Below are 22,800 nucleotides of genomic sequence, written 5' to 3'. Positions count from 1 at the left end.
ACCATGCAGGAACACGATTTGTCCTGGGTGCGCACCGAAATGGCGCTGGCGCAGCCCGCGCCGGCGAGCGTCAGCGGCCCCGTCGCCTGGGTGCGCAAGAACCTGGTCGGCTCGGTCGGCGACACCATCCTCACCATCCTCGGCATCGCCATCGTCGCCTGGGTTCTGCCGCAGGTCATCAACTGGGCGTTCATTAACGCACAGTGGACGGGACCGGACCGCACGGTCTGCGCCACCGTCGCGCAAGGCGGCATTCAGCCCGATGGCTGGAGCGGAGCCTGCTGGGCTTTCGTCAACGCCAAGTTCGGCCAGTTCATGTTCGGCACCTATCCGGTCGAGGAGCGCTGGCGGCCGATCCTGGTCGCCATCCTGTTCGTGGCGCTGCTGGTGCCGATGCTGATGCCGCGTGTGCCGCGCAAGGGGTTGAACGCGATCCTGCTTTTCCTGGTGCTGCCGATCGTTTCCTTCTTCCTGCTGGTCGGCGGCGTATTCGGCCTGCCGCATGTCGAAACCTCGCGCTGGGGCGGGCTGCTGATCACGCTGAGTCTGTCCTTCGTCGGCATCGCCGTATCGCTGCCGCTGGGCACCGTGCTGGCGCTCGGGCGGCGCTCGAAGATGCCGATCATCAAGATGCTGTGCATTATCTTCATCGAAGCCGTGCGCGGCATACCGCTGATCACCGTCCTGTTTTTCGTCAGCGTCATGCTGCCGCTGTTCCTGCCGGCCGGCGTCACTTTCGACAAATATCTGAGGGCGCTGATCGGCGTGTCGCTGTTTGCGGCGGCCTATATGGCCGAAGTGGTGCGCGGCGGCCTGCAGGCGATCCCCAAGGGCCAGTATGAAGGCGCCGATTCGCTCGGCCTCGGCTACTGGCAGAAGATGAGCTTGATCGTGTTGCCGCAGGCGCTGAAGCTGGTCATACCCGGTATCGTCAACACCTTCATCGGCATGTTCAAGGACACCAGCCTGGTCCTCATCATCTCGATGTTCGACCTGCTCGGCATCGTCAAGCAGAATTTCTCCGACGCCAACTGGGCCACGGCGCAGACCGCGAAATCCGGTCTTGTGTTCGCCGCCTTCGTCTTCTGGCTGTTCTGCTTCGGCATGTCGCGCTATTCAATGTACACGGAACGCCGGCTCGACACCGGCTACAAACGCTAAACAAAAGAACAAGGGGACCCCAGCCATGGCCACCGAAAATGCCGTCAGCGCGGAAGAGATCAAGGTCAACGCCGCCAAGATGCATATCTCGACCACCGATGTCGCCATCGACATCATCGCCATGCATAAATGGTACGGCGAGTTCCATGTGCTGAAGGACATCAATCTGAAGGTGATGCGCGGCGAGCGCATCGTCATTTGCGGACCGTCCGGGTCGGGCAAGTCGACCATGATTCGCTGCATCAACCGGCTGGAAGAGCACCAGAAGGGCAAGATCATCGTCGACGGCAAGGAACTCACCAACGATCTGAAAAAGATCGACGAGGTGCGCCGCGAGGTCGGCATGGTGTTCCAGCACTTCAACCTGTTCCCGCATCTGACCATCCTCGAGAATTGCACGCTGGCGCCGATCTGGGTGCGCAAGACGCCGAAGAAGCAGGCCGAGGAAATCGCCATGCATTTCCTCAAGCGCGTGAAGATCCCCGAGCAGGCCAACAAATATCCGGGCCAGCTTTCCGGCGGCCAGCAGCAGCGCGTGGCGATCGCCCGCTCGCTGTGCATGAACCCGCGCATCATGCTGTTCGACGAGCCGACCTCGGCGCTCGACCCGGAAATGATCAAGGAAGTGCTGGAAACCATGGTGGGGCTGGCCGAGGAAGGCATGACCATGCTGTGCGTCACCCACGAGATGGGCTTTGCACGGAAAGTCGCCAACCGGGTGATCTTCATGGATCAGGGCCAGATCGTCGAGCAGAACACGCCGGCCGAGTTCTTCGACCATCCCCGCCACGAACGCACGAAGCTGTTCCTGTCGCAGATCCTGCACTGAGCGGACTGACGCCAAGTCGAGAAAGCCCGGTCGCGCCACGGCCGGGCTTTTTAGTGTCTGGCCGATCCGATAAATGATCTTCTTCATTGAGCCGCGACGGAATCGCGAAGCCGCACCGATGAGAAAACTCCTGCGTTTCCTGGCCATTCTGGTTGCAGCACTGGTGCTCGCCGTGTCGCTCGGCACGCTGGTGCCGCGGCCGCTCTGGCCGGCAGCCGCGGCGGGCGAGGGCATCCGGCACATATTGGTGCTGAAAAATCCGATCCACACCGACATCGCCATTCCCGTGGACGACGAGGTGCGCCGGCGCTTTCGTTTTCTTGCCGATGCCGGCCTGCCTTCGGACGCGCCCGAAGTGCGCTACCTCGTCTTCGGCTGGGGTGGGCGCGCCTTCTACCTGGAAACGCCGACATGGTCGCAATTGAAGGCGCTGCCCGCGTTCAAGGCTTTGACGCTCGATGCGTCGGTGATGCATGTCGCCGTCGCCGGCAATATTCCCGAGCCGCACCCCGATGTCGCCGGCTTCGACGTGGGCGAAGACCGTTTTGCCGCATTGCTTGATTTCATCGAAGCGAGCTTTCAAGAGGGGCCGAACGGTCCGATCGTCATCGACAATGCCGCCTACTCCAATTTCGATCGCTTCTTTGAGGCGAATGGCCGTTTCAACGCGCTGATCGGTTGCAACACCTGGACGGCGGCGGCACTGCGCGCTGCCGGCCTGCGCACCGGCTGGTGGAACCCGCTGCCGGTTTCGCTTGGGCTGTCGATGCGGCTGTATAATTAGCTTTGCCACGGGCTCCTTTCAGCGACGGATGATCCGCTGCTGCTCCCACCCGTAAAGCCAGTCCAGATCGGCTGCGAGCTTCTCTCCCGGTCGTGCCGCCAGAAACAGATTGCGGGCCAACGCCACCGGGCCTCGGGCATGCCAAGCAAGCCGGTTGAGCGCGCCGCGACGGATGACCTTGGCGATGCGCGACCGCCGCAGGTTCTCCCAGATGATGAGGCTTTGCGTCAGGTCGCCGGGGATGTCGGCGACCAGGCTGGCCAGCGTCGCGGCATCCTCGATCGCCATGGCAGCACCTTGCGCCGCGAACGGCGTCATCGCATGCGCGGCGTCGCCGATCAGCGCGATGCCTTCGGGCATGGTCCAGCGTCGCTGTTCGACCGTGTGGATAGGAAAGGCGGTCCACGGGCCAGCGAGTTCCACCAAACGCGCCAGCGCCGGCGCGGAGCGGCGCATGGCGCCTGAAAGGATGGCGGGATCGGCGTGGCGTGACCACCCGTCGGCGATGCGCTCGCCCCGGGTGAAGGCGGCAAGGTTGAAGGCGCTACCCCTGCTCACGGGGTAGGCGACCAAATGAAAGCCGGGATGCAGGAAGGTGGTGACGCAGTCAGGGGAGCCGATCGCGGTGAAGGCTCGCCCCGCCTCGTTGTCTGCGCTCACCGTCGCCCGCCAAGCCAGTTCGCCGGAGAAATGGCTGTTCGCCAAGCCGGCTCCGCTGCCTGGACTGGCAAACCTCCGCACCGCTGACCAGACGCCATCGGCGCCGACCAGCAGAGATCCTTGGGTATCGATGACCTTGCGGCCGACCCCGTCTGTCGTGGTGATAACGAATGAACCGGAGGCCACGCTGCTGACCTGCGCGCCGGTGGTGAGATGGATGTCGGGCAGTTGCGCAACGCGCGCCATCAGGGCGTCTTGCAGATCCGCCCGGTGCGCCACGAGATAGGGCGCCCTCCAGCGTTCCTCGCCGGCTCCGCCAAGCGGCACGCGTGCCAATTGGCGCAGGCTCGCCGCGTTCTTCAGCACCACGGCTTCCGGCTGGACGGCATTGGCAAGAAGCATGTCGAGCACGCCAAGCTGGCGAAGTATGCGCGTCGCGTTAGGAGAGAGCTGGATGCCTGCGCCCGCCGCTTCGAGACGCTGCGCCTGTTCGAACACCCTCACGGAGTAGCCGCGCTCGGCAAAGGCAATCGCCGCTGTCAGCCCGGCGATGCCAGCCCCGGCGACCATGACCTGCCGGGACCGCGTCTCGCTCATGATCGGAAGGTCAGGCGGCCTGGTCGATGTAGAGGCAGCCCGCCGGCAGCGTTTCGGTCGCCTTCAGCTTCGGCGAATAGCGATAGAGGGTCGAGCAGTAGGGGCAGACTTTCTCATTGTCGTCGCCCATGTCGAGAAAAACATGCGGATGGTCGAAAGGCGGGTTGGCGCCCGTGCACATGAATTCCTTGACTCCGATGTCGATCGCCGGGTGGCCCGCATCGTTCTGGAAATGGGGAATGGAACCGCCTGCCATCGTCGTCTCCTTAACGCAGTCTCTCTGCATCTGGATCATATCAAGTCTGTTTGCAAGTTCGATGAAATCAAACTGTCGCAAAAGCCTGTCAGAGAACTGTCGCAAAAGCCTGCCACAGGATAAGTTAAGCCGGTTAACCGGCTGAGGCGCGCGGAAGAGCAGGAATCATGAACGAACTGAAGCCGGTACAGAGCGAATTCAACAATGTCGCGGCAGCGAGCCCGGAAGGCAACCCGGACCGCTTCGTCAACCGCGAATTCTCCTGGCTGCAGTTCAATCGCCGCGTTCTCGAGGAATCGCTGAACACCCATCACCCGCTGCTGGAGCGCGTCCGCTTCCTGTCGATCTCGGCCGCCAATCTCGACGAGTTCTTCATGGTGCGCGTCGCCGGTCTTGCCGGCCAGGTGCGCGAGGGGATCGTGCTGAAGAGCCCGGACGGACGCACTCCCGAACAGCAGCTCGAACAATTGCTGCGTGAGGTCGAGCGGCTGCAGGAGGACCAGCAGAAGAGCCTGTCGGCCCTCACGGTGCTGCTCAACAAGGAAGGCATCGAAACCATCACCCGCGACGCGCTGACAAAGGACGAGAAGGTCTGGCTGGAAGACCATTTCCAGGAGCAGGTGTTTCCCGTGCTGACCCCGCTGTCGATCGACCCGGCGCATCCGTTCCCGTTCATTCCCAATCTCGGCTTCTCGATGGCGCTGCAACTTCGCCATCGCAAGAATGGCGAGGAGATGAGCGCGCTCTTGCGCCTGCCGGTGGCGCTGAAGCGCTTCATCCGCCTGCCGGACCGCAAGCACCATGTCCGCTTCATTCCGCTGGAGGAGGCGGTCGGCCTCTACATCGGCAAGCTCTTCCCCGGCTACGAGGTCAAGGGCTCCGGCACGTTCCGCATCATTCGTGACAGCGACATCGAGGTCGAAGAGGAATCGGAAGATCTCGTGCGCCTGTTCGAAACGGCGCTGAAGCGCCGCCGCCGCGGCTCCGTCATCCGCATCGAATTCGACAAGCTGATGCCTGGGGAATTGCGCGATTTCGTCGCCGGCGAGCTTGGCGTCTCGTCGAGCCGCATCAGCGTGCTCACCGGGCCGCTGGCGCTCAGCCAGATCTCCGAGATCGTCTCCGTTCCGCGCGACGACCTCAAATTCATCCCCTACAACCCACGTTTTCCCGAGCGCATCCGCGAGCATGGCGGCGACTGTTTCGCCGCCATTCGCGAGAAAGACATCGTCGTCCATCACCCCTATGAGTCGTTCGACGTGGTGGTGCAGTTCCTGCGCCAGGCGATGGCCGACCCCGAAGTGGTGGCGATCAAGCAGACGCTCTATCGCACCTCCAACGACAGCCCGATCGTGCGTGCTCTGGTCGACGCGGCCGAAGCCGGCAAGTCGGTAACGGCGCTGGTCGAGCTCAAGGCGCGTTTCGACGAGGAGGCCAACATTCGCTGGGCGCGCGATCTCGAACGCGCCGGCGTGCAGGTCGTGTTCGGGTTCCTGGAACTCAAGACCCACGCCAAGATGTCGCTGGTGGTGCGGCGCGAGGACGGCAAGCTGCGCAATTACGTCCATCTCGGCACCGGCAACTACCACCCGGTCACCGCGCGCATCTATACCGACCTGTCCTTCTTCACCACCGATCCGACGATCGCCCGCGACGTCGCCCAATTGTTCAATTTCATCACCGGCTATGCCGAGCCGACCGCCGAGATGCGGCTGGCGATCTCGCCGTTCACGCTGAGGAACCGCATCCTTCAGCACATTTCGGACGAGGTCACCCATGCGTTGGAGGGACGGCCGGCGCGTATCTGGATGAAGATGAACGCGCTCGTCGATCCCATCATCATCGACGCGCTCTACGATGCCAGCCGCGCCGGAGTGGAGATCGACCTCGTCGTGCGCGGCATCTGCTGCCTGCGGCCGCAGGTGCCGGGCCTGTCGGAGAACATCAGGGTCAAGTCGATCGTCGGCCGTTTCCTGGAGCACAGCCGAATCTATTGCTTCGGCAACGGTCATGGCCTTCCCTCGGACGAGGCGATTGTCTACATCTCCTCGGCCGACCTCATGCCGCGCAATCTCGACCGCCGCGTCGAGACCATGGTGCCGATCACCAATCCAACTGTGCATGAACAGATTCTGGGCCAGATCATGCTGGGCAACATCATGGACAATCAGCAAAGTTTCGACGTATTGGCAGATGGAACCTCCCGGCGCGTGGTGCTGGAGGAGGGTGAGGAACCGTTCAACGCGCAGGAATATTTCATGACCAATCCGAGCCTGTCGGGACGGGGTGACGCGCTGAAATCGCATGCGCCCAAGCGAATCGCGCAGTTCAAGCGCCGCAAGAAGAACGCCGCCACCTGATGCTGTCCAATTCCCAGGGCCGGCTGCAGGACCGCCGACCGCTGTCCATCATCGACATCGGCTCCAATTCGATCCGTCTCGTCGTCTATGAGGGGCTGGCGCGCTCGCCGACCATGCTGTTCAACGAAAAGATGCTGGCCGGCCTCGGCCGCGGCATCGTGTCGACGGGGAAGCTGGACCCCGAGGGGGTGGCGCGCTCGATGGAGGAGTTTCGCCGTTTCCGCGCGCTCTCCGACCAGGCTGGCGCCGAACACATGTACGTGCTGGCAACCGCCGCCGCCCGCGAGGCGATCAACGGTCCCGATTTCATCCATCGTGCCGAGGATGTGCTCAAGACCGAAATCCGTGTGCTCTCCGGCCGCCAGGAAGCGCATTATTCCGCGCTCGGCGTCATCTCAGGCTTCCACCCGGCCAACGGGATTGCCGGCGACCTTGGCGGCGGCAGCCTGGAGCTTATAGACATTGATGGCGAGGCGATCGGCGACGGCATCACGCTGCCGCTCGGCGGCCTGCGCCTGCAGGACATGGCGAAGAACTCGCTCGTCCAGGCGCAGAAGATCGCGCGCCAGGAACTGGCCCGGGCCAAGCTCTTGAAGGGCGGACAAGGCAGGACTTTCTACGCTGTTGGCGGCACCTGGCGAAACCTCGCCAGGCTGCATATGGAGATGAACAACTACCCGCTCGGCGTCATGCACCACTACGAAATATCGGCCGAAAGCGCTCAGAACTTCCTCAAGCAGGTGGCCAGGGGCGAAGTCGAAAAGGTGAGGGGTATCGAGGGTGTCTCCAAGAACCGCCGTTCGCTGCTGCCCTATGGCGCTCTCGTGCTGCAGGAGATCATGACGGCGATGCAGCCGTCCAGGATCGTCGTTTCGGCACAAGGCGTGCGTGAGGGTTTCCTCTATTCGCTGCTCGACGCGGCCGAACAGAAGGCCGATCCGCTGATCTCGGCCGCCGAGGAGCTTGCGCTTCTGCGCTCGCGTTCGGTCCATCACGCGCATGACCTGGTCGAATGGACCGGCAAGGCTTTCAAGGCGTTCGGCATCGACGAGACGGAAGACGAAGCGCGCTATCGCCATGCCGCCTGCCTGCTCGCCGATATCGGCTGGCGCGCTCATCCGGAATATCGCGGCAAGCAGTCGCTCAACATCATCGCGCATGCCTCGTTCATCGGTGTCGATCATCCCGGCCGCGCCTACCTGGCGCTGACCAACGCCTACCGTCACGATGGCGTCTTCAATGAATTGGTGGCGCCCGAAATCAGGGCGTTGGCGCCGCCGCGCCTGCTGGAGCGCGCCCGCGTACTGGCAGCGATGATGCGCGTCGTCTATCTGCTGACGGCCGCGATGCCTGGCATCATGCCGAGGCTGAAATGGGAAAGCCGCCCCAACGGCGCGCTGGCGCTGGTGCTGCCGGCCTCGCTCTCCGACCTATACGGCGAGCGCCCGGCCGGCCGGCTGGCGCAACTGGCGCGCATCACCAACCGCCGCCTGGTGCTGGCGGTCGAGGGCGGGCAGAGCGTGTCGGCGAAGTAGTCAAGTCGCGTCGGCGCCTATGCCGAAGCCGCGCCCATCGGCCGACCATGCGCCGGGGCCGGCCATGGCAAGCGCCAGGAAACCACCCGATACCGCGATATCCTTCATCAGCATCTGCTGGTGCAGGAAGGCGAGCGCCGCATCCTCGGCGCCTTGGCCATAGTGGCCGATATAGCCGGCCGCGATGCAGAAGCCGGCCAGCAGCAGTGCCACGATCCGCGTCTGCAAACCAACGAGGATCAGCAGTCCCGCGATCAGCTCGAAAAGGCCGGTGCCCCAGGCGGCGAGCGCCGGCAGCGGCAGGCCGAGGCCGGCGAAATAGCTGGTGGTGCCGGCGATGTTGGCGAGCGCCTGGAAGCCGGACGGCACGAACAGCACGGCAAACAGCAGCCGCGAAACCAGAAGCAATGCACTGCGACCCATGGCTCCCTCCCTTGCCGGCACGGTCGCCGGCGACCATTGCAGTCTAATGCATGTCGCCCGGGAGTGTCCTTGGTCCGGGACAACGACATTCATAAAACCAGAAGCTTACAGCAGGTCGGGCGAATCCTATTCGCCGCGACGTGCTACAGGCCTGTAAGCACACAACGAAAAAGCGGCGCGGAAAAATTCCGCGCCGCTCAGACTGCTGACAAACCCCTGGCAATTGCCGGGGGTTTTTGATTCTCTGGGTCATGTTGAAGCGACCCGCCCCCGAACAGACCGCGCTCGAGATGGTAACGTTGGATCAGCTTGTTCCTGCTGATCATCTGTTGCGCAAGATCGACCGCGCGATCGACTTTTCCTTCATCCACGATCTGACCGCGCCGCTGTACTGTGCCGACAATGGCCGGCCGCCTTTGGATCCGACCTTGATGTTCAAGGCGCTGTTCGTGGGCTACCTGTTCGGGGTTCGCTCGGAACGCCAGTTGGTGCGCGAGATCGAGGTCAACGTCGCCTATCGCTGGTTCTTGCGGCTGAAGCTGACGGACAAGGTGTTCGACGCCTCGACGCTGTCGCAGAACCGGCGCCGGCGGTATCAGGACGAGACCATCGCGCAGGGTATCTTCGACCGGATCGTCGAGCAGGCGATCCGGCATGGGCTTGTCGACGGCACGGTGCTCTACACGGACAGTACGCATCTCAAGGCCAACGCCAACAAGAACCGCTTCGACCTCGCGGTGGTGGCCAAGTCGCGCGCCGACTACTGGGAGGCGCTGGATGCCGCAATCGAGGAAGACCGCGCCCAGCACGGCAAGAAGCCGCTGAAGAACAAGGAGCGCCAGCCTGCCGAGAAGCAGACCAAGGTCTCGCGTACCGATCCCGACAGTGGCTACATGGTACGCGACGGCAAGCCGAAGGGTTTCTTCTATCTCGACCACCGCACGGTGGATGCCGCCCATGCCATCATCACCGACACCTATGCCACGCCGGCCAACGTGCATGACTCGATCGTCTATTTGGGCCGCCTCGACCGGCAGCGCCAACGCTTTGGCTTCCAGGTGGGGGCGGTTGGGCTCGATGCGGGATATGCAACCGCTGGCATCGCCAAGGGTTTGGAGGACCGCGACATCCTCGGCGTCACCGGCTATCGCAATCCAACACCGCCAAAGCCCGGCATGATGAGGAAGACAGCCTTCGCCTATGAGCCGGACCTGGATGGCTATCGCTGCCCGCAAGGCCAGCTTCTCAGCTACGCCACCACCGATCGCAATGGCTACCGCCAATACAGGAGCGACCCGGCCATCTGTCAGGCCTGCCCGCTGCTGGCTTCCTGCACGACCAACGCCGCCGCGACACGCACCATCACCCGTCATGTCTGGCAAGATGCGCGAGAGCGCATCGACGCCAATCGCCTTACCAGCTGGGGCAAGCTTATCTACCGCCGCCGCAAGGAGACCGTCGAGCGCTCCTTCGCGGACGCCAAGCAACTGCATGGCCACCGCTACGCCCGTTTCCGAAGTCACGTTCGCGTCGCCTGCCAGTGCCTGATCGCAGCCGCGGCTCAGAACATCAAGAAAATCGCCCTTTGCCTGTGGCCAAAGCCAAAGCCAGGCCTCGCCTGAGGCCCGCAAACCATTGCGCTGCCTCCTGCAACCTCATGTCAAATCGTCCTGACCGCGAAATCGCAAACACGTTCAGTCGCATAAAACAAAACCCCGCCTAAAATAGACGGGGTTTGTCAGCGATCTGAGCGGCGCGGAAAAATTCCGCGCCGCTCGTTTCAGATCCTTGGGAGGAAAAAACCTCAGCCGCGCTTGGCGTCGATCGAATAGGCGCCGGGACCCGAGGAGGCCAGCAGCAGGAAACCGCCGGTGATGGCGACGTTCTTGAGGAACTGGATCATCTGCATCTGGTCGGCCCAGCCGGTGTGGGCAACCAGCCCGGTGGCGATCGTGAAGATCGCGAGCACCCAGGCGGCGACCCTGGTCTGGAAGCCGACGAGGACGGCAAGGCCGCCAAGCAGCTCGATCAGTCCGACGATGACGGCCGTCGCCGTCGGCGCCGGCAGGCCGAGGCCGCCGAAATAGGCGGCGGTGCCGGAAATGGCCGTGAGCTTGCCGAATCCCGAAAGCAGGAAAATGACCGCGAGCAGGATACGGCCGACAAGGATGGTGACAGAGCTGTTGGACGCGGTGCCGCTGCCGGCGAAGGAGGTGTTTGTGGACATGGTGGCTCTCCGAATGGGGTTGATGCCCCGTCAGATAGAGCATGTCGACTGTTCACCAAAGCTGCCTATCCGGCGACACATTGTTCACAGGAATACGTTTCTGTGAACCGGTGAAAAGCGGAAATTCATGTCGGTCGACGCGCTGGCGTGAGGATATTCTCCCGCCGAAAAATGCCTTCACCCCGGATGCGTCATGTCCTGCGGCCGCACCAGGCGGTCATAGTCGGCCTCGCTGACCAGTCCGGTTGCCAACGCTTCCTCGCGCAACGTAGTGCCTTTCTTGTGCGCGGTCTTGGCGATCTTGGCGGCGTTGTCGTAGCCGATGGTGGGCGCAAGCGCTGTCACCAGCATCAGCGAACGGTCGAGTGCCGCCTTGATGTTGTCCTCTCGCGCCTCGATGCCGACGACGCAATTGTCGGTGAAGGAGACCGAGGCGTCGGCGAGCAACTGCACCGACTGCAGGAAATTGTAGGCCATCAGCGGATTGTAGACGTTGAGCTCGAAATGGCCTTGGCTGCCGGCGAAGGTAAGCGCCGCATTGTTGCCGAACACCTGCACGCAGACCTGCGTCATCGCCTCGCACTGGGTAGGGTTGACCTTGCCCGGCATGATCGAGGAGCCGGGTTCGTTTTCCGGCAGCGACAATTCGCCGAGGCCCGAGCGCGGGCCGGAGCCAAGGAAACGGATGTCGTTGGCGATCTTGAACAGTGCCGCGGCCGCGGCATTGATGGCACCGTGCGAGAACACCATGGAATCATGGGCGGCGAGCGCCTCGAACTTGTTCGGCGCGGTGACGAAGGCAATGCCGGTAATGGCGGCGATGCGATCGGCCACCCGCTCGGCGAAACCGACCGGCGCATTGAGGCCGGTGCCGACGGCGGTGCCGCCCTGCGCCAGTTCCTGCAGGCCGGGCAGCGTCTGCTCGATGCGCTTGATCGAGGAGGCGACCTGCGCGGCATAGCCGGAGAATTCCTGGCCCAGCGTCAGCGGCGTGGCATCCTGCGTGTGGGTGCGGCCGATCTTGATGATGTGGTTGAAGTCCCGGCTCTTGGCGGCGAGCGCCTTGTGCAGGTGGTGCAGCGCGGGGATCAGGTCATGCTCGATCCGCTCGGCGCAGGCGATGTGCATGGCCGTCGGATAGGTGTCGTTCGAGGACTGGCTCATATTGACGTGGTCGTTGGGGTGCACCGGCTTCTTCGAGCCCATGACGCCGCCCAGCATCTCGATCGCGCGGTTCGAGATCACCTCGTTGGCGTTCATGTTGGACTGCGTGCCCGAGCCGGTCTGCCAGACCACCAGCGGAAAGTGGTCGTTGAGCTTGCCGTCGATGACCTCTTGCGAGGCCTCGATGATCGCCTTGCCGATGGCCGGATCGAGCCGCTTGAGCTCCATGTTGGCTTCCGCCGCCGCCCGCTTGACGATGCCCAGCGCGCGCACGATCGAAGCCGGCTGCTTCTCCCAACCGATCTTGAAATTGCCGAGGGAACGCTGCGCCTGGGCGCCCCAATAACGGTCGGCGGCGACCTCGATGGGGCCGAACGTGTCGGTTTCGGTTCTCGTCTTTGGCGTGCTCACGGCAAGGCTCCGGTCTGTCGATTTGGGCAACGGCGTATCGCGTTGCACAAATGGCTTCAAGCGGAGAATAACGCGGCAGCGGATGCAAATCGGTTGAAGATGCTTCCGATCTCTCCCACTGGAACCCTTGGAGGAGAGATCGGCGGCTTCGCGTTCTCAACTCAAGGGCGAACCGACAATATCGATGCCATTTTCCGCGCAGATCCGCACCAGAGCCTCGATCATCTCGGGCGTCGGCTCGGACAGCGGCGGCAATTCCGGCTGTCCGGCGGGGCGGCTCGCCTGACGCAGCATCGTCTCGAACCCGCGGCCGCGCGTGACGGTCAGAGCGCGCGCACCTTCTGGAGATTCGACCCTGTATGTGTGCGGCAGGCCTTTCGGCGCAATGAGGGTCTCGCCGGTGCCAGCGACCCGCTCCTGTCCGTCGATCCGAACGCGCAGCTGTCCTTCTAGGATATGAAACACCTCGTCTTCGTGCCGATGCACATGCAGCGGCGGAGAATCGCCATGGGGCATGCTGTGCTCGACGACACAGATGCCGTCCTCGCCCTCCGCCGACGATATCCGAATGGCAACCAGTGTGTTGTTGAACCAGAAGAGTTCCTTGCCTGTAATGGTCCCGACGGTCATTGTCATGGTTCTTCCTCCTTTGTTGCCCTCGGACGGGTCGCGGTCGGAAGGATCTGATCAGGTGCATGCCGCCGATGGAAATCCAATGATCATATGGGGCGGATTGATACCATGAATTTAAATGCGCTCGACCTCAATCTGGTCAGGGTGCTCGATGCGCTTTTGCGCGAACGAAGCGTGACGCGCGCCGGCGAGCAGATCGGGCTGAGCCAGCCCGCCGTGAGCGCCGCGCTCAATCGCCTGCGTCATGTCCTCAACGACCAGTTGTTCGTGCGGCGCGGCAACGACATGGTGCCGACCCCGCGCGCCGAAAGCCTGACGGAGCCGGTGCGCGCGGCACTGCGCGAGATCGAACGCGCCTTTCATTCGGCGCATTCGTTCAATCCGGCGGAACTTGAGCGAACCTTCACGCTCATGGGGGCGGACTTCTTTTCCATGCTACTGATGCCGACACTGGCGGTGCGCGTCGCGGCTATCGCGCCGCATGCGTCGTTACGGTTTCTCGATAGCGCGCGAGGCGATGTTTCGCGTCTGCTCCAGGACGATGAAATCGATGTGGCTCTCGAACGTCCGCTGGAGGTCTTGGGTTGGGTCTCCAGCGTACCGCTGTTCCATTCGCCATTCGCAATCATTGCGGCGCAAAACAATGCTGCAATCAGAATGGCGGGGATCGCAGGGGGCGAGCCTATTCCGCTTGAGCTTTTTTGCGAACTGCCGCACGTTCTTCGCTCTATCGACGGCTCGATGTCGGGCTCCACCGACGAGGCGCTCCGCAAAATCGGGCGAAGCCGCCGTGTAAGCCTGGCACTGCCTCACTTTCAAGCTGTCGCGTTGGCCGTCGCAAACGGAAACTACCTTTCCGCGGTTCCCAGGCAGTTCGCGGTTTGGGCAGCCAAGACCCTGCCTCTCGCCATCTTCGAGCCGCCACTTCCCATCGCCGTTCCTGAAATCAGGATGTACTGGCACGCACGCCGAGACGACGAGCCCCCTCATCGCTGGATTCGCCTTCAGATCCTGGACGTTGTGGGCGCTCTTGGATTTGTGGAAAGCGCCGCTGGTGAAGTTGCCGCGCCATAGCGGCCAGGCAGTTCACCCCGCCGTGTAGCCGCCGTCGACGGCAAAGATGCCGCCGCTGGTCCAGCCAGCCTCGTCGCTGGCGAGATAGACCGCCATCCCGGCGAGGTCGTCAGGCCGGCCGATGCGGCCGAGAGGATAGCTGCGCTCGACATAGGCTTTCAGTTCCGCCTGTGCCTCGGCCGGCAGGTTGTCGACGGTCTTGCGCCGCATTGCCGTATCCACCGTACCGGGTGCGATTGCGTTGACGCGGATGCCGCGCGAGCCGAGTTCGAAGGCCAGCGATTTGGTCAGCGAGTTCAACGCGCCTTTGGACAGGGAGTAGAGGCTTGATGGCCGTTTCGGGATCATCTTGTTGGCAAAATAGGAGGAGATGTTGATGACGGATGCACCTGCACCGAGATGCGGCAGCAGCCCCTGGGTGAGGAAGAACGCCGCCGTCACATTGAGCGCGAAAGAGTGCTGGAACTGTGCCTCGCTGACACTCTCGAACGGCACGAGATAGGCGACACCGGCATTGTTGACGAGAACGTCGAGTGGCCGGCCGGATTCTTTCACCTGCTCGACGACCGCTGCGAGGCCGGGGCTGGTGGCGAGGTCGGCCGACAATGTCGTCACCATGCCTGTCGAGCCGAGGGCCGTCAGCTTCTGGCGAGCGGTGTCGAGTTTGCCCGCGTCGCGGCCGACGATCAGGACATCGGCACCCTCGTTCAGGAATGCCTCGGCGATCGCCAGGCCGATGCCGTCCGATCCGCCGGTGATCAACGTCCGCTTGCCGTGAAGCCTCATCACGCACCTCACCATGCGTTTGCCATCAAACAGAGGGATCGCACCGCATGTCCGTGACGGGGTCAAGTCATCAGGCTATCCCAGCGTATGAACTTCGGCCGGCGTCCGGCGCAAGCGCCCGACGGCAGCGCGAAAACCGGATGACGTGCGGGTCGGTTTCACGCGCTGGCGGTGGAGCGCTCCTGAGTAGCCAGCCGCGCGGCGACATAGCCCTTGACCTGCCGGATCGCCTGTTCGCGCGAGACGCTGCCCGGCTGCAGGCCGAGCCGAAGCCAGAGTCCGTCGATCAAGGCCGTGACGCCAAGCGCGATATCGTCGGCCTCCCCAGGTGAGGCGAGGCCGCGCAGGCCGGACAACAGGTTCGAGCGCATGCGCCCATGGATCACCTTCTGGATGCGCGCCAGCTTTTCATCGCGCGGCACCTCGGCGCAGAGCGAAAGCCAGGCATGGCATAGAGGCGGCAGGAAGAGATGCTCCTCGAAATTGCCCTCGATCACCGCGTCCAGGCGTTCCATCGAAGTCCGCGCCCGGCGAAGCCTTGCGACCACCGCGTTGCATAGGACTGCGTTGGCCTCGCGCATCGCGTGCTCGAACAATTCCTGCTTGTTGCGGAAATAGTGCAGCACGATGCCTTTGGAGGCGCCTGCATGGGCGGCGACTTTTTCCAGCGTCGCCCCCGCAATGCCTTCGCGCTCCAGAACCGCGAAGGCCGCCTGGCGCAATTCCTTTCGGCGTATGTCGCCAAGGCGTTTCAGTTTCACGAGATTGTTCCATGCCTCATGAATCCACGTTGACATTTTCGCCCCGCGAGATCAATCATTGACCCATGGGGCAATAAAAAGACCGATAGGTCAATACATAAGGAGAACGGAAATGGTGCGTATCCTTGCAAGCTGTCTGGCCGCGCTGGCCTTGGCCTCGCAGGCTGCCCAGGCGGCCGACGCCGAGCAATGCCGTGTGGTCCGCATGGCCGAGCCCGGCTGGAACGATCTCGCTTTCACCACGGGTGTGGGCAATGTGCTCCTGCAAGCGCTCGGCTATCAGCCACAGAGCGAGGTGCTGGGCACCAACGTCATCTACGAAGGCATGAAGAACCGGGACCTCGACCTGTTCCTGGGCTACTGGGACCCGGCGATGGTCACCTATTACGAACCCTACAAGAAGGACGGCTCGATCGAGAATGTGCGTGTCAATCTCGTCGGCGCCAAATACACGTTCGCCGTACCGACCTATGTCTGGGAGGCAGGGGTCAAGGACGTCTCCGACCTGCACAAGTTCGCCGACAAGTTCGGCAAGAAGATGTATGGCATCGAGCCCGGCTCCAACCAGCTGATGATGGACGCCATCGCCGATCCGGCCTTCGGCCTCGATGGCTGGCACGTGGTCGAGTCCAGCGAAGCCGGCATGCTGTCGGAGGTCGGTTACGAGATCAAGGAGAAGCAGTTCATCGTCTTCCAGGGCTGGGCGCCGCATCCGATGAACACCATGTACGACTTCAAGTATCTGACAGGCGGCGACAAGTTCTTTGGCCCGAATTTCGGCGCCGCGACGGTGACGACGCAGGTCCGCAAGGGCTACCTGCAGGAATGTCCTAACGTGGCGCAGTTCCTCAGGAACCTGGTCTTCGACATCGACTTCGAGAATGTCGGCATGGGCTACCTCATCAATGACGGCATGAAGCCAGAGGACGGGGCGCTGAAGGCGATCACGCTGAACAAGAACCGTCTCGATGCGTGGCTCGCCGGTGTCACGACTTTCGATGGCAAGCCTGGTCTTGCCGCCGTCAAGGAGAAGCTCGGCCTGTGAGACCGCCGGACGCTTTGTCCATCACCTGTGTGGAACAGAACGCCTGGGCTGGTCGCAAGCAATGGGTCAATATCGGCGATCTCGACATCGCCTATGTCGAGATCGCCGGTGCCGGGCCGCCGCTGTTGCTGATCCATGGTTTCACCGACACCAGCCGCAGCTTTTCGCTGCTGGCGCCGCATCTGGCTGGCCGCCGGCTGATCATGCCCGATCTGCGCGGCCATGGTGCCTCGCAGGCGGGCGGCGGCTACCGCGTCGCTGATTTCGCCGAGGATATTGCCGGGTTGATCCGGCATCTGCGGCTGGACCGGCCTGTCGTCATCGGTCACTCGCTGGGCGGCATGGTGGCAACTGCATTGGCCGCCCGACAGCCGGACTTGATCGGAGGCCTGGTCGTGCTGGCCAGCACGCTGAAGCCCGGCTTCACGCCGGACCATGCGTTGCCGGTCGGCATCCTGGCCTTGCACGATCCGATATCGCCGGCCGACCCGTTCTTTGCCTGGTGGCATGCCTGCCAGACCTCGGTGCCGCGTACGTTCCTCGCCGGCCTAGCGACGGAAGCTTCCGCCATGCCGGCGGCCCGCTGGCGTGCCATTCTAGAGGAAGTCCGCATCACCGACCTGACCGCCGAGGCACGGGCCGTGCGGGCCAAGGCACTGATCATCGCCGGCGCTTGCGATCCGCTTTTCGACAAGCCGCACCAGCAGGCCTTGGCCGACGCGCTGACCGGATCCCGTCTCGTCTGGGCGCAAAACTGCGGTCACAATCCCCATTGGGAGGACCCGGCCTTCGTCGCCTCCGCGATGGCGGGACTGCTCTCCGGCCGCTGATCACCGCAACAGCGATCGGGCCGTGGGCACCAGCCGCAACGTCTCGGCCGGCTTAGTGCTAATGCCCTGAATGTTCTGGCCAAGTGCCTGCCACGCCGGCGAAGTGGCGAGGCGATGGCTGGCGTGGGCATCGCCGTCGGGGAAGCCGGCAACGGTGATAAAGACGTTTTCGCCGGCGCGCACGGGTAGCCGCGGGAAGGTGTTTGCGGCCGGCTCCGTCAGGAAGGCGCCAAGCAGGCGCGCGCCGGTCTGGGCAAGCCGCGCAACCATCTCCGCCTGGAAGCGCCCGGCGAAGTCGGCGCCGATGCCCGGCCGCAAATGATGAATCGAAATCTCAACCAGGCCGGGCAACCCGCTTCGTTCGCTTGTGCTTTTGGCCATGTCGGCCATTGGCCGGCGCAATCCCGACAGATCGAAGCCGGCATCCGGCCACGCCGGCCGCAGCAGCAACACATCGTCGGAATCGATCATCGTCGCATTGGCCGCGTCGCGGTGCGCCGCCCATACCGGGCCGTCATAGAACGCGCTCAGAGCATCCTTGCGCGCATCCATGCTCTCGAAACCGCGCATCCAGACGAACATATCGGGGCGGTCCAGGTCGCGGAACTGGCCGATGATGGTCATCCCCGCGTCTTCCTGGCTTTCGATGAACTGCGTGTCGAAGATATCGATCAACGTTTCGCGCCGGCCAGGCTTCAACGTGTACTGCCGCAATTCGACGATCGGCGAGGCGAGTACCGCCGGCTTAGGCGTGGCATTCGGGATCGGGCTCATCCGCGGGTTCTCCAAAACAGGTTGATCATGTTTATAAACAGACCGGTTGCCCTGTTTTGTCAACATGCTATCCTTCGGCAATGTCAGCAGAGCTCAACATCCGGCCAGGGCGAGTCCGAGGCAAACGCATCAACGACCCCGAAGGCATGCGCCGCAAAGTGCTCGATGTCGCCGAGGCAGCGTTTCAGGCACGCGGCTATCATGCTTCCAGCCTCGGCGACCTGATGGCGGCGGCAGGCGTCAGCGGTGGCGCGTTGCATCATCACTTCCCGACCAAGAAGGCGCTGGCGCTGGCGGTCATCGACGAGCGCGTGGCGGCGGCGGTCGAGGAGACGTGGATCGCGCCGGTGCGGCAGGCGGCTTCGGCCCGCGAGGGCGTGCGTCAAGTGTTCGACGCCGTGGCGGCGGAACTGGAACGACAAGGTTTCGTGCGCGGCTGCCCCCTCAACAATCTGGCGCATGAACTGTCGCTCGCCGATCCCGAATTTCGGAATGCCCTTGTTGGCGTCTTTTCGGCATGGCGCCAGGCGATCGCCGACAAGATCAGGGCCGACCAGCGGGAGGGCAGGGAGCAAGGCACGGTTCCCGAGCATTTTGCGGTGTTTGCGGTCGCCGCCTATTCCGGCGCCATGTCGATGGCCAAGACAGCACAGGACGCCGGCCCGTTGCGCGATTGCCTGGCGGCGCTGGAGCAGAGCGCCTCGCAAGCGGCATCATTGCAGGGCGAGCCGGTGGCGCGGCGACGTCGCAGGGTGCTGCGCCGGCATGGCGCCACTTGAGGCAGGTGGATCGCTGGGGCCCGGCTCTGACGTCGCGACCAAGCTGGACGGACAGACGCCGCTTGTGCTGAATTCCGCCGATGATGAATCGCCGTCCACCCCAATTGGTTTCACGACGCAGCTTTCTGGTGCAGGCCGCCGGTCTTGCCGCTGCCGGCGCGCTTTCGCGTCCGGCGCTCGGCCAGACCGGACAGCGCATCCAGCCCGTCGACGCCACCTTCCTGTTCGTCGCCGACGTCCATGCCTGCCGCATGGCGAGCGGCTTGAGCCCTAATTGCCAGTTGGAAGGCAAGACGGACGCGGCGCTGCTGCGCAACGTCGCGGCGTTGAACGCCATCGGTGACAAGGATTGGCCGGCGCGGATCAACGGTATCGCCACGGGCCTGCGGCCGGCCGGCAGCCGCATCGGCACGCCGCTCGGCCTTGTCGTTGGCGGTGACATCACCGACGATGGCGGCGGCCAGATCACCGAGCCCAGCGAAGGCACCCAGCTTCTGCAGTTCAGCCAGCGCTATCAGCAAGGCATGGGCCCCGACCGTGTGCACATTCCGGTTTATGTCGGGCTCGGCAATCACGACCTCGATCAGAACGGCCCGCCGCACCATGTCGACTGGTACCGGCGTGAAATGCGCGACTATGTCGAGGTCAATCATCGCGCCGGCGTGTTCTTCAAGCCGCCGGTGCCGGCCACCAGCTACGACGTCGACACCGACTGCTATTCCTGGGACTGGGGTGGCCTGCATCTGGTGCAGACCCATCGCTTCGCCGGCGACACCGGCCATGGCGCCGACAGCAGCCTGCCTTGGCTCAAGCAGGACCTCGCAACTTATGCGGCGGATGGGCGCCCGGTCATCCTGTTCCAGCACTATGGCTGGGATACTTTTTCGATAGAGCGGTGGGACCCCGCCAAGAGAGCATTCGACGATGACGGCAAGGGCGCGCCGCATTGGTGGAGCGATGCGGACCGCCAGGCCTTGCTGGCCGCCCTGAAGGGTTACAACGTCGTTGCCGTCTTCCACGGTCACCAGCACGAGGTGCCGATGATCTATCAACGCGACGGCCTCGATCTCTTCAAGCCGAAAGCCGCCTATATGGGCGGCTTCGCCTTGGCACGTGTCACCAGCGACAGCCTGGACGTCGTGCTGGGCGAAGCCGGCGACGATCATGGCGCCGTGATTTTCACCAACGCTTTCAGCAAATCGCTGAAGACGTGAAAAGGGCCGCTCGACGCGGCCCTTTCCTCAGCGGTCAAGCGATTTCTTGACCTTGTCCTTCGCGTCGCCATAGGCCTTCTGCACCTTGCCGGTGGCCTTGTCGGCCATGCCTTCCGCCTGCGTCTGCCTATCGCCGGTCACTTTGCCGGCGGCTTGCTTGACCGAGCCTTTTACCTGCTTGGCCGCACCGGCGACCTGATCCTTGTTCACCATTTTCGCATCTCCCGGGTTTGGTTCGCCTTGGCAAACGAGCCGGCACGGTTTCGGTTCCGACAGCCGCCGCTTATGTCGGCGAAACAGGGTGTCTTTCGGGCGCCGCGCCGGCAGGCTAGGGTGCCGGCCAGCGCACTCCGCGAGGAGCAAACCGCCAAGGGGGACAAATGTCGGAACTCACGCTCTATATCGGCAACAAGTGCTTCTCGTCCTGGTCGCTCAGGCCCTGGGTGGCGATGCGGCACCTGGAGATACCGTTCGAAGAGGTCTTGGTGCGGCTGCGCACCCCCGAGACCGCCGCCAACCTGGCGAACGTGTCGCCGACAGGTCAAGTCCCTGTCTTGGTTCACAAGCCCTTGAACCACACCGGCGGAATGGTCTGGGAAACCCTTGCCATCCTTGAATACCTCGCCGATCTCTTTCCGGAGAAGAAGCTCTGGCCGGCCGATATCGGCGCCCGGGCGCTGGCGCGTTCGGCGGCGACCGAGATGCATTCCGGTTTTCGCGAAGTCCGCTATGGCTGGCCGATGAATTTGCGGCGGCCAAAGGGCCACAAGCCACTCGACGCCGAGGGCGAGGCGCAACGCGCCCGCATCGAGGCGCTGTGGCGCGAGTGCCGTGAGAAACACGGCAAAGGCGGCCCTTTTCTGTTCGGCCATTTCACGGCGGCCGACGCCATGTATGCGCCTGTCGTCACCCGCTTCGACACCTATGGTGGGGATCTGGCGCCCGACACCAAGGCCTATGTCGACGCCATCCTCGCGCTGCCGGCCATGCGCCAATGGTATGCGGAAGCGGCGAAGGAGCCGTGGCCGGAGCCAGGGCCGGATGAATAGGACCCATCTGCGAAGTGGCCTTCCCCGTTTATCGGGATGGCCTATCTAGGAGCATTGGCGCGGCGCGCTTTGGAGATGTTGCAATGACCGTTTCTTCCATGCTTGCCGGCAAGGTTGCTCTCGTCACCGGCGCTTCCTCGGGCATTGGCGAGGCGACGGCTGCGGCACTGGCTGCTGCCGGGGCAAGGGTGGCGGTCGCCGCCCGTCGGGTCGATAGGCTTGAAGCTCTGGCCGCCCGCATCGAAAAAATCGGCGGAACGGCTTTGCGCATCGAGGCCGACGTCACCAGCAATGACGATGTCGCGGCCATGGTCGGGAAGGTGGTGGCCGAATGGGGTCGGCTAGACATCCTCGTCAACAATGCCGGCGTGATGCTGCTCTCGCCGGCAGCGGAGGCAACGCTCGATGACTGGCGCCATATGGTGGAACTCAACCTGCTGGCGCTGATGGGCGTCACCAAGGCGGCGCTGCCGCATCTCAAGGCTGCCAAGGGCCATATCGTCAATGTCTCGTCGGTCGCCGGCCGCGTCGCCAATCCCGGCGCCAGCGGTTACGCGGCGACCAAATTTGGTGTTGTCGGTTTTTCCGAATCACTGCGGCGCGAAGTCTATGCCGACAGGGTTCGCGTCACCGTGATCGAGCCCGGCCTGGTGCGCACAGAGCTTGGCGACCATATCACCAACGCTGCCTCGAAGGCGGGGCTGGACCAGCGCCTCGCCACGATGGAAGCGCTGACCGCCGAGGATGTCGCCGCCGCCATCCTCTATGCCGTCGGCCAGCCGGCGCGCGTCAATGTCAACGAGATCGTCATCAGACCGACCGACCAGGAACGCTGAGCGGCCGCCGGCAACGCTCAGGTGCGGGCGCTTGTTCAGCATGGACGTTGGCCAGATGACGTCCTTTCAGGCGTCGAATTCTCGGATCGATGGCGCAACATTTGACAGGCGTCTGAAACACGCGTAGAAGAAAGTCGTCGATATTTGTTTGACTGACTTTTGTTATCCGCGCTTCCGGGCGCGCCTTTGACGAACTTCCCACATCAAAAATCGAGACAAACGGCGTTGTGCATCCGCATGACGGCGAACGAATATTTGCCATGGAAAGGGTTCGTCATGAGCACCGGCACAGTTAAGTGGTTCAACGCCACTAAGGGTTTTGGTTTTATTCAGCCTGACGACGGCTCCGCCGACGTTTTTGTCCACATCTCGGCCGTGGAACGCGCCGGTATGCGCGACATCGTCGAGGGCCAGAAGCTCGGCTACGAGATGGTCCGCGACAACAAGTCGGGCAAGATGTCCGCCGACCAGTTGAAGGCGGCCTGAAGAAAGAATTCAGCCGTCCCGGTGACCACGGATGTACTGGCACCGGTGAACGGCGAATTCGGGCGCATGGCTACGGGAACCTGAGTTTCCACGGCCTGTGCTGCCCATCAGGAGCTAGCCTTGTGC

At 63.3% G+C, this 22,800-nt stretch carries 24 protein-coding genes; 14 read left to right on the top strand and 10 right to left on the bottom strand.

The features are described from left to right. The first annotated feature begins 3 nt into the window (after window positions 1–3). From LB516_RS04795 to LB516_RS04785, 3 genes are all read left to right on the top strand, one after another. On the top strand, window positions 4–1,161 hold the full coding sequence (locus LB516_RS04795; RefSeq protein ID WP_140617168.1) for an amino acid ABC transporter permease: 1,158 nt from the start codon (window positions 4–6) through the stop codon (window positions 1,159–1,161). A 79-nt stretch (window positions 1,162–1,240) separates the two neighbouring features. Beyond that, the gene (locus LB516_RS04790; protein ID WP_031240865.1) at window positions 1,241–1,990 is read left to right on the top strand and encodes an amino acid ABC transporter ATP-binding protein; all 750 of its coding nucleotides are present in this window, start codon (window positions 1,241–1,243) and stop codon (window positions 1,988–1,990) included. A 118-nt stretch (window positions 1,991–2,108) separates the two neighbouring features. Next, complete coding sequence (locus LB516_RS04785) at window positions 2,109–2,774, top strand: TIGR02117 family protein (protein WP_224719038.1); 666 nt, start codon at window positions 2,109–2,111, stop codon at window positions 2,772–2,774. 18 nt (window positions 2,775–2,792) lie between these two features. Here LB516_RS04785 and LB516_RS04780 read toward each other — a convergent pair whose 3' ends face one another. Both LB516_RS04780 and LB516_RS04775 read right to left on the bottom strand, forming a co-directional pair. Further along, window positions 2,793–4,031, bottom strand: coding sequence for an FAD-dependent monooxygenase (locus LB516_RS04780; RefSeq protein WP_224719037.1), 1,239 nt, complete (start codon window positions 4,029–4,031; stop codon window positions 2,793–2,795). A 10-nt stretch (window positions 4,032–4,041) separates the two neighbouring features. Further along, window positions 4,042–4,287, bottom strand: a complete 246-nt coding sequence (locus LB516_RS04775; protein WP_015318409.1) for a zinc-finger domain-containing protein — start codon at window positions 4,285–4,287, stop codon at window positions 4,042–4,044. Window positions 4,288–4,454: 167 nt separating this feature from the next. On the opposite strand from LB516_RS04775, the gene LB516_RS04770 reads away from it, so the two are divergent. Both LB516_RS04770 and ppx read left to right on the top strand, forming a co-directional pair. Next, window positions 4,455–6,647 (top strand): RNA degradosome polyphosphate kinase, encoded by a 2,193-nt coding sequence (locus LB516_RS04770; RefSeq protein WP_140726247.1) that lies wholly within the window; start codon window positions 4,455–4,457, stop codon window positions 6,645–6,647. Next, the gene (gene ppx / locus LB516_RS04765) at window positions 6,647–8,182 is read left to right on the top strand and encodes an exopolyphosphatase (RefSeq protein WP_015318407.1); all 1,536 of its coding nucleotides are present in this window, start codon (window positions 6,647–6,649) and stop codon (window positions 8,180–8,182) included. The genes LB516_RS04770 and ppx overlap by 1 nt, the downstream gene beginning before the upstream one ends. On the opposite strand, the gene LB516_RS04760 is transcribed toward ppx, so the two are convergent. Continuing rightward, a complete protein-coding gene (locus LB516_RS04760) occupies window positions 8,183–8,605 on the bottom strand; it encodes a DoxX family protein (RefSeq protein ID WP_015318406.1) in 423 nt (140 codons plus the stop codon). Between the two features lie 251 nt (window positions 8,606–8,856). Here LB516_RS04760 and LB516_RS04755 point away from each other — a divergent pair, with 251 nt between their 5' ends. Next, window positions 8,857–10,227: an IS1182 family transposase gene (locus LB516_RS04755; RefSeq protein ID WP_224719036.1), complete on the top strand. Its 1,371-nt coding sequence runs from the start codon at window positions 8,857–8,859 to the stop codon at window positions 10,225–10,227. A gap of 182 nt (window positions 10,228–10,409) precedes the next feature. Here LB516_RS04755 and LB516_RS04750 read toward each other — a convergent pair whose 3' ends face one another. The 3 genes from LB516_RS04750 to LB516_RS04740 all read right to left on the bottom strand — a co-directional run bounded on the left by LB516_RS04750 (window position 10,410) and on the right by LB516_RS04740 (window position 13,043). Next, complete coding sequence (locus LB516_RS04750) at window positions 10,410–10,832, bottom strand: DoxX family protein (RefSeq protein WP_015318405.1); 423 nt, start codon at window positions 10,830–10,832, stop codon at window positions 10,410–10,412. Between the two features lie 177 nt (window positions 10,833–11,009). Further along, window positions 11,010–12,407: a class II fumarate hydratase gene (gene fumC, locus LB516_RS04745; RefSeq protein ID WP_140617163.1), complete on the bottom strand. Its 1,398-nt coding sequence runs from the start codon at window positions 12,405–12,407 to the stop codon at window positions 11,010–11,012. A gap of 156 nt (window positions 12,408–12,563) precedes the next feature. Next, complete coding sequence (locus LB516_RS04740) at window positions 12,564–13,043, bottom strand: cupin domain-containing protein (RefSeq protein WP_140717591.1); 480 nt, start codon at window positions 13,041–13,043, stop codon at window positions 12,564–12,566. 105 nt (window positions 13,044–13,148) lie between these two features. On the opposite strand from LB516_RS04740, the gene LB516_RS04735 reads away from it, so the two are divergent. After that, complete coding sequence (locus LB516_RS04735) at window positions 13,149–14,114, top strand: LysR family transcriptional regulator (protein ID WP_224719035.1); 966 nt, start codon at window positions 13,149–13,151, stop codon at window positions 14,112–14,114. A gap of 12 nt (window positions 14,115–14,126) precedes the next feature. Here LB516_RS04735 and LB516_RS04730 read toward each other — a convergent pair whose 3' ends face one another. Both LB516_RS04730 and betI read right to left on the bottom strand, forming a co-directional pair. Next, the gene (locus LB516_RS04730) at window positions 14,127–14,900 is read right to left on the bottom strand and encodes an SDR family NAD(P)-dependent oxidoreductase (protein WP_224719034.1); all 774 of its coding nucleotides are present in this window, start codon (window positions 14,898–14,900) and stop codon (window positions 14,127–14,129) included. 158 nt (window positions 14,901–15,058) lie between these two features. Next, window positions 15,059–15,697 (bottom strand): choline-responsive transcriptional repressor BetI, encoded by a 639-nt coding sequence (gene betI, locus LB516_RS04725; protein ID WP_224719033.1) that lies wholly within the window; start codon window positions 15,695–15,697, stop codon window positions 15,059–15,061. A gap of 76 nt (window positions 15,698–15,773) precedes the next feature. Here betI and choX point away from each other — a divergent pair, with 76 nt between their 5' ends. Both choX and LB516_RS04715 read left to right on the top strand, forming a co-directional pair. Further along, window positions 15,774–16,706: a choline ABC transporter substrate-binding protein gene (choX, locus tag LB516_RS04720; protein ID WP_224719032.1), complete on the top strand. Its 933-nt coding sequence runs from the start codon at window positions 15,774–15,776 to the stop codon at window positions 16,704–16,706. Beyond that, on the top strand, window positions 16,703–17,536 hold the full coding sequence (locus LB516_RS04715; protein ID WP_224719031.1) for an alpha/beta fold hydrolase: 834 nt from the start codon (window positions 16,703–16,705) through the stop codon (window positions 17,534–17,536). The genes choX and LB516_RS04715 overlap by 4 nt, the downstream gene beginning before the upstream one ends. Here the strand turns inward: LB516_RS04715 and LB516_RS04710 are convergent, their stop codons facing one another. Next, window positions 17,537–18,310 carry an NIPSNAP family protein gene (locus tag LB516_RS04710; protein ID WP_224594609.1) on the bottom strand — a complete coding sequence of 258 codons (774 nt, stop codon included), beginning with the start codon at window positions 18,308–18,310 and terminating at the stop codon, window positions 17,537–17,539. Window positions 18,311–18,456: 146 nt separating this feature from the next. On the opposite strand from LB516_RS04710, the gene LB516_RS04705 reads away from it, so the two are divergent. Both LB516_RS04705 and LB516_RS04700 read left to right on the top strand, forming a co-directional pair. After that, a complete protein-coding gene (locus tag LB516_RS04705; protein WP_224719030.1) occupies window positions 18,457–19,089 on the top strand; it encodes a TetR/AcrR family transcriptional regulator in 633 nt (210 codons plus the stop codon). Between the two features lie 80 nt (window positions 19,090–19,169). Next, window positions 19,170–20,303, top strand: a complete 1,134-nt coding sequence (locus tag LB516_RS04700) for a metallophosphoesterase (RefSeq protein ID WP_224719029.1) — start codon at window positions 19,170–19,172, stop codon at window positions 20,301–20,303. Window positions 20,304–20,330: 27 nt separating this feature from the next. On the opposite strand, the gene LB516_RS04695 is transcribed toward LB516_RS04700, so the two are convergent. Next, the gene (locus tag LB516_RS04695) at window positions 20,331–20,516 is read right to left on the bottom strand and encodes a CsbD family protein (protein WP_015318399.1); all 186 of its coding nucleotides are present in this window, start codon (window positions 20,514–20,516) and stop codon (window positions 20,331–20,333) included. Window positions 20,517–20,683: 167 nt separating this feature from the next. Between LB516_RS04695 and LB516_RS04690 the strand changes: the two genes are divergently transcribed. The 3 genes from LB516_RS04690 to LB516_RS04680 all read left to right on the top strand — a co-directional run bounded on the left by LB516_RS04690 (window position 20,684) and on the right by LB516_RS04680 (window position 22,674). Next, on the top strand, window positions 20,684–21,352 hold the full coding sequence (locus LB516_RS04690) for a glutathione S-transferase family protein (protein ID WP_224719028.1): 669 nt from the start codon (window positions 20,684–20,686) through the stop codon (window positions 21,350–21,352). A gap of 83 nt (window positions 21,353–21,435) precedes the next feature. Continuing rightward, window positions 21,436–22,188 (top strand): SDR family NAD(P)-dependent oxidoreductase, encoded by a 753-nt coding sequence (locus LB516_RS04685; RefSeq protein ID WP_224719027.1) that lies wholly within the window; start codon window positions 21,436–21,438, stop codon window positions 22,186–22,188. Window positions 22,189–22,464: 276 nt separating this feature from the next. Then, window positions 22,465–22,674: a cold-shock protein gene (locus LB516_RS04680; protein ID WP_010915421.1), complete on the top strand. Its 210-nt coding sequence runs from the start codon at window positions 22,465–22,467 to the stop codon at window positions 22,672–22,674. Window positions 22,675–22,800: the final 126 nt, after the last annotated feature.

The sequence above is a fragment of the Mesorhizobium sp. CO1-1-7 genome (genome assembly GCF_020164885.1).
GTDB classification, from domain to species: domain Bacteria; phylum Pseudomonadota; class Alphaproteobacteria; order Rhizobiales; family Rhizobiaceae; genus Mesorhizobium; species Mesorhizobium australicum.
Note: the sequence above shows the minus strand (reverse complement) of the source record. Positions and strands in the feature narration are given on the sequence as shown.

Excerpts from the sequence above, each read along its gene's own strand:
- LB516_RS04735 (WP_224719035.1), top strand. The coding sequence starts at position 13,149 with ATGAATTTAAATGCGCTCGACCTCAATCTGGTCAGGGTGCTCGATGCG.
- choX (WP_224719032.1), top strand. The coding sequence starts at position 15,774 with ATGGTGCGTATCCTTGCAAGCTGTCTGGCCGCGCTGGCCTTGGCCTCG.
- LB516_RS04755 (WP_224719036.1), top strand. The coding sequence starts at position 8,857 with ATGTTGAAGCGACCCGCCCCCGAACAGACCGCGCTCGAGATGGTAACG.
- LB516_RS04785 (WP_224719038.1), top strand. The coding sequence starts at position 2,109 with ATGAGAAAACTCCTGCGTTTCCTGGCCATTCTGGTTGCAGCACTGGTG.
- LB516_RS04695 (WP_015318399.1), bottom strand. The coding sequence starts at position 20,516 with ATGGTGAACAAGGATCAGGTCGCCGGTGCGGCCAAGCAGGTAAAAGGC.
- LB516_RS04730 (WP_224719034.1), bottom strand. The coding sequence starts at position 14,900 with ATGAGGCTTCACGGCAAGCGGACGTTGATCACCGGCGGATCGGACGGC.
- LB516_RS04790 (WP_031240865.1), top strand. The coding sequence starts at position 1,241 with ATGCATATCTCGACCACCGATGTCGCCATCGACATCATCGCCATGCAT.
- LB516_RS04770 (WP_140726247.1), top strand. The coding sequence starts at position 4,455 with ATGAACGAACTGAAGCCGGTACAGAGCGAATTCAACAATGTCGCGGCA.
- LB516_RS04705 (WP_224719030.1), top strand. The coding sequence starts at position 18,457 with ATGCGCCGCAAAGTGCTCGATGTCGCCGAGGCAGCGTTTCAGGCACGC.
- LB516_RS04740 (WP_140717591.1), bottom strand. The coding sequence starts at position 13,043 with ATGACAATGACCGTCGGGACCATTACAGGCAAGGAACTCTTCTGGTTC.
- LB516_RS04795 (WP_140617168.1), top strand. The coding sequence starts at position 4 with ATGCAGGAACACGATTTGTCCTGGGTGCGCACCGAAATGGCGCTGGCG.
- LB516_RS04710 (WP_224594609.1), bottom strand. The coding sequence starts at position 18,310 with ATGAGCCCGATCCCGAATGCCACGCCTAAGCCGGCGGTACTCGCCTCG.
- LB516_RS04760 (WP_015318406.1), bottom strand. The coding sequence starts at position 8,605 with ATGGGTCGCAGTGCATTGCTTCTGGTTTCGCGGCTGCTGTTTGCCGTG.
- LB516_RS04775 (WP_015318409.1), bottom strand. The coding sequence starts at position 4,287 with ATGGCAGGCGGTTCCATTCCCCATTTCCAGAACGATGCGGGCCACCCG.
- LB516_RS04700 (WP_224719029.1), top strand. The coding sequence starts at position 19,170 with ATGATGAATCGCCGTCCACCCCAATTGGTTTCACGACGCAGCTTTCTG.
- LB516_RS04750 (WP_015318405.1), bottom strand. The coding sequence starts at position 10,832 with ATGTCCACAAACACCTCCTTCGCCGGCAGCGGCACCGCGTCCAACAGC.
- LB516_RS04690 (WP_224719028.1), top strand. The coding sequence starts at position 20,684 with ATGTCGGAACTCACGCTCTATATCGGCAACAAGTGCTTCTCGTCCTGG.
- betI (WP_224719033.1), bottom strand. The coding sequence starts at position 15,697 with ATGTCAACGTGGATTCATGAGGCATGGAACAATCTCGTGAAACTGAAA.
- LB516_RS04680 (WP_010915421.1), top strand. The coding sequence starts at position 22,465 with ATGAGCACCGGCACAGTTAAGTGGTTCAACGCCACTAAGGGTTTTGGT.
- ppx (WP_015318407.1), top strand. The coding sequence starts at position 6,647 with ATGCTGTCCAATTCCCAGGGCCGGCTGCAGGACCGCCGACCGCTGTCC.
- LB516_RS04685 (WP_224719027.1), top strand. The coding sequence starts at position 21,436 with ATGACCGTTTCTTCCATGCTTGCCGGCAAGGTTGCTCTCGTCACCGGC.
- LB516_RS04780 (WP_224719037.1), bottom strand. The coding sequence starts at position 4,031 with ATGAGCGAGACGCGGTCCCGGCAGGTCATGGTCGCCGGGGCTGGCATC.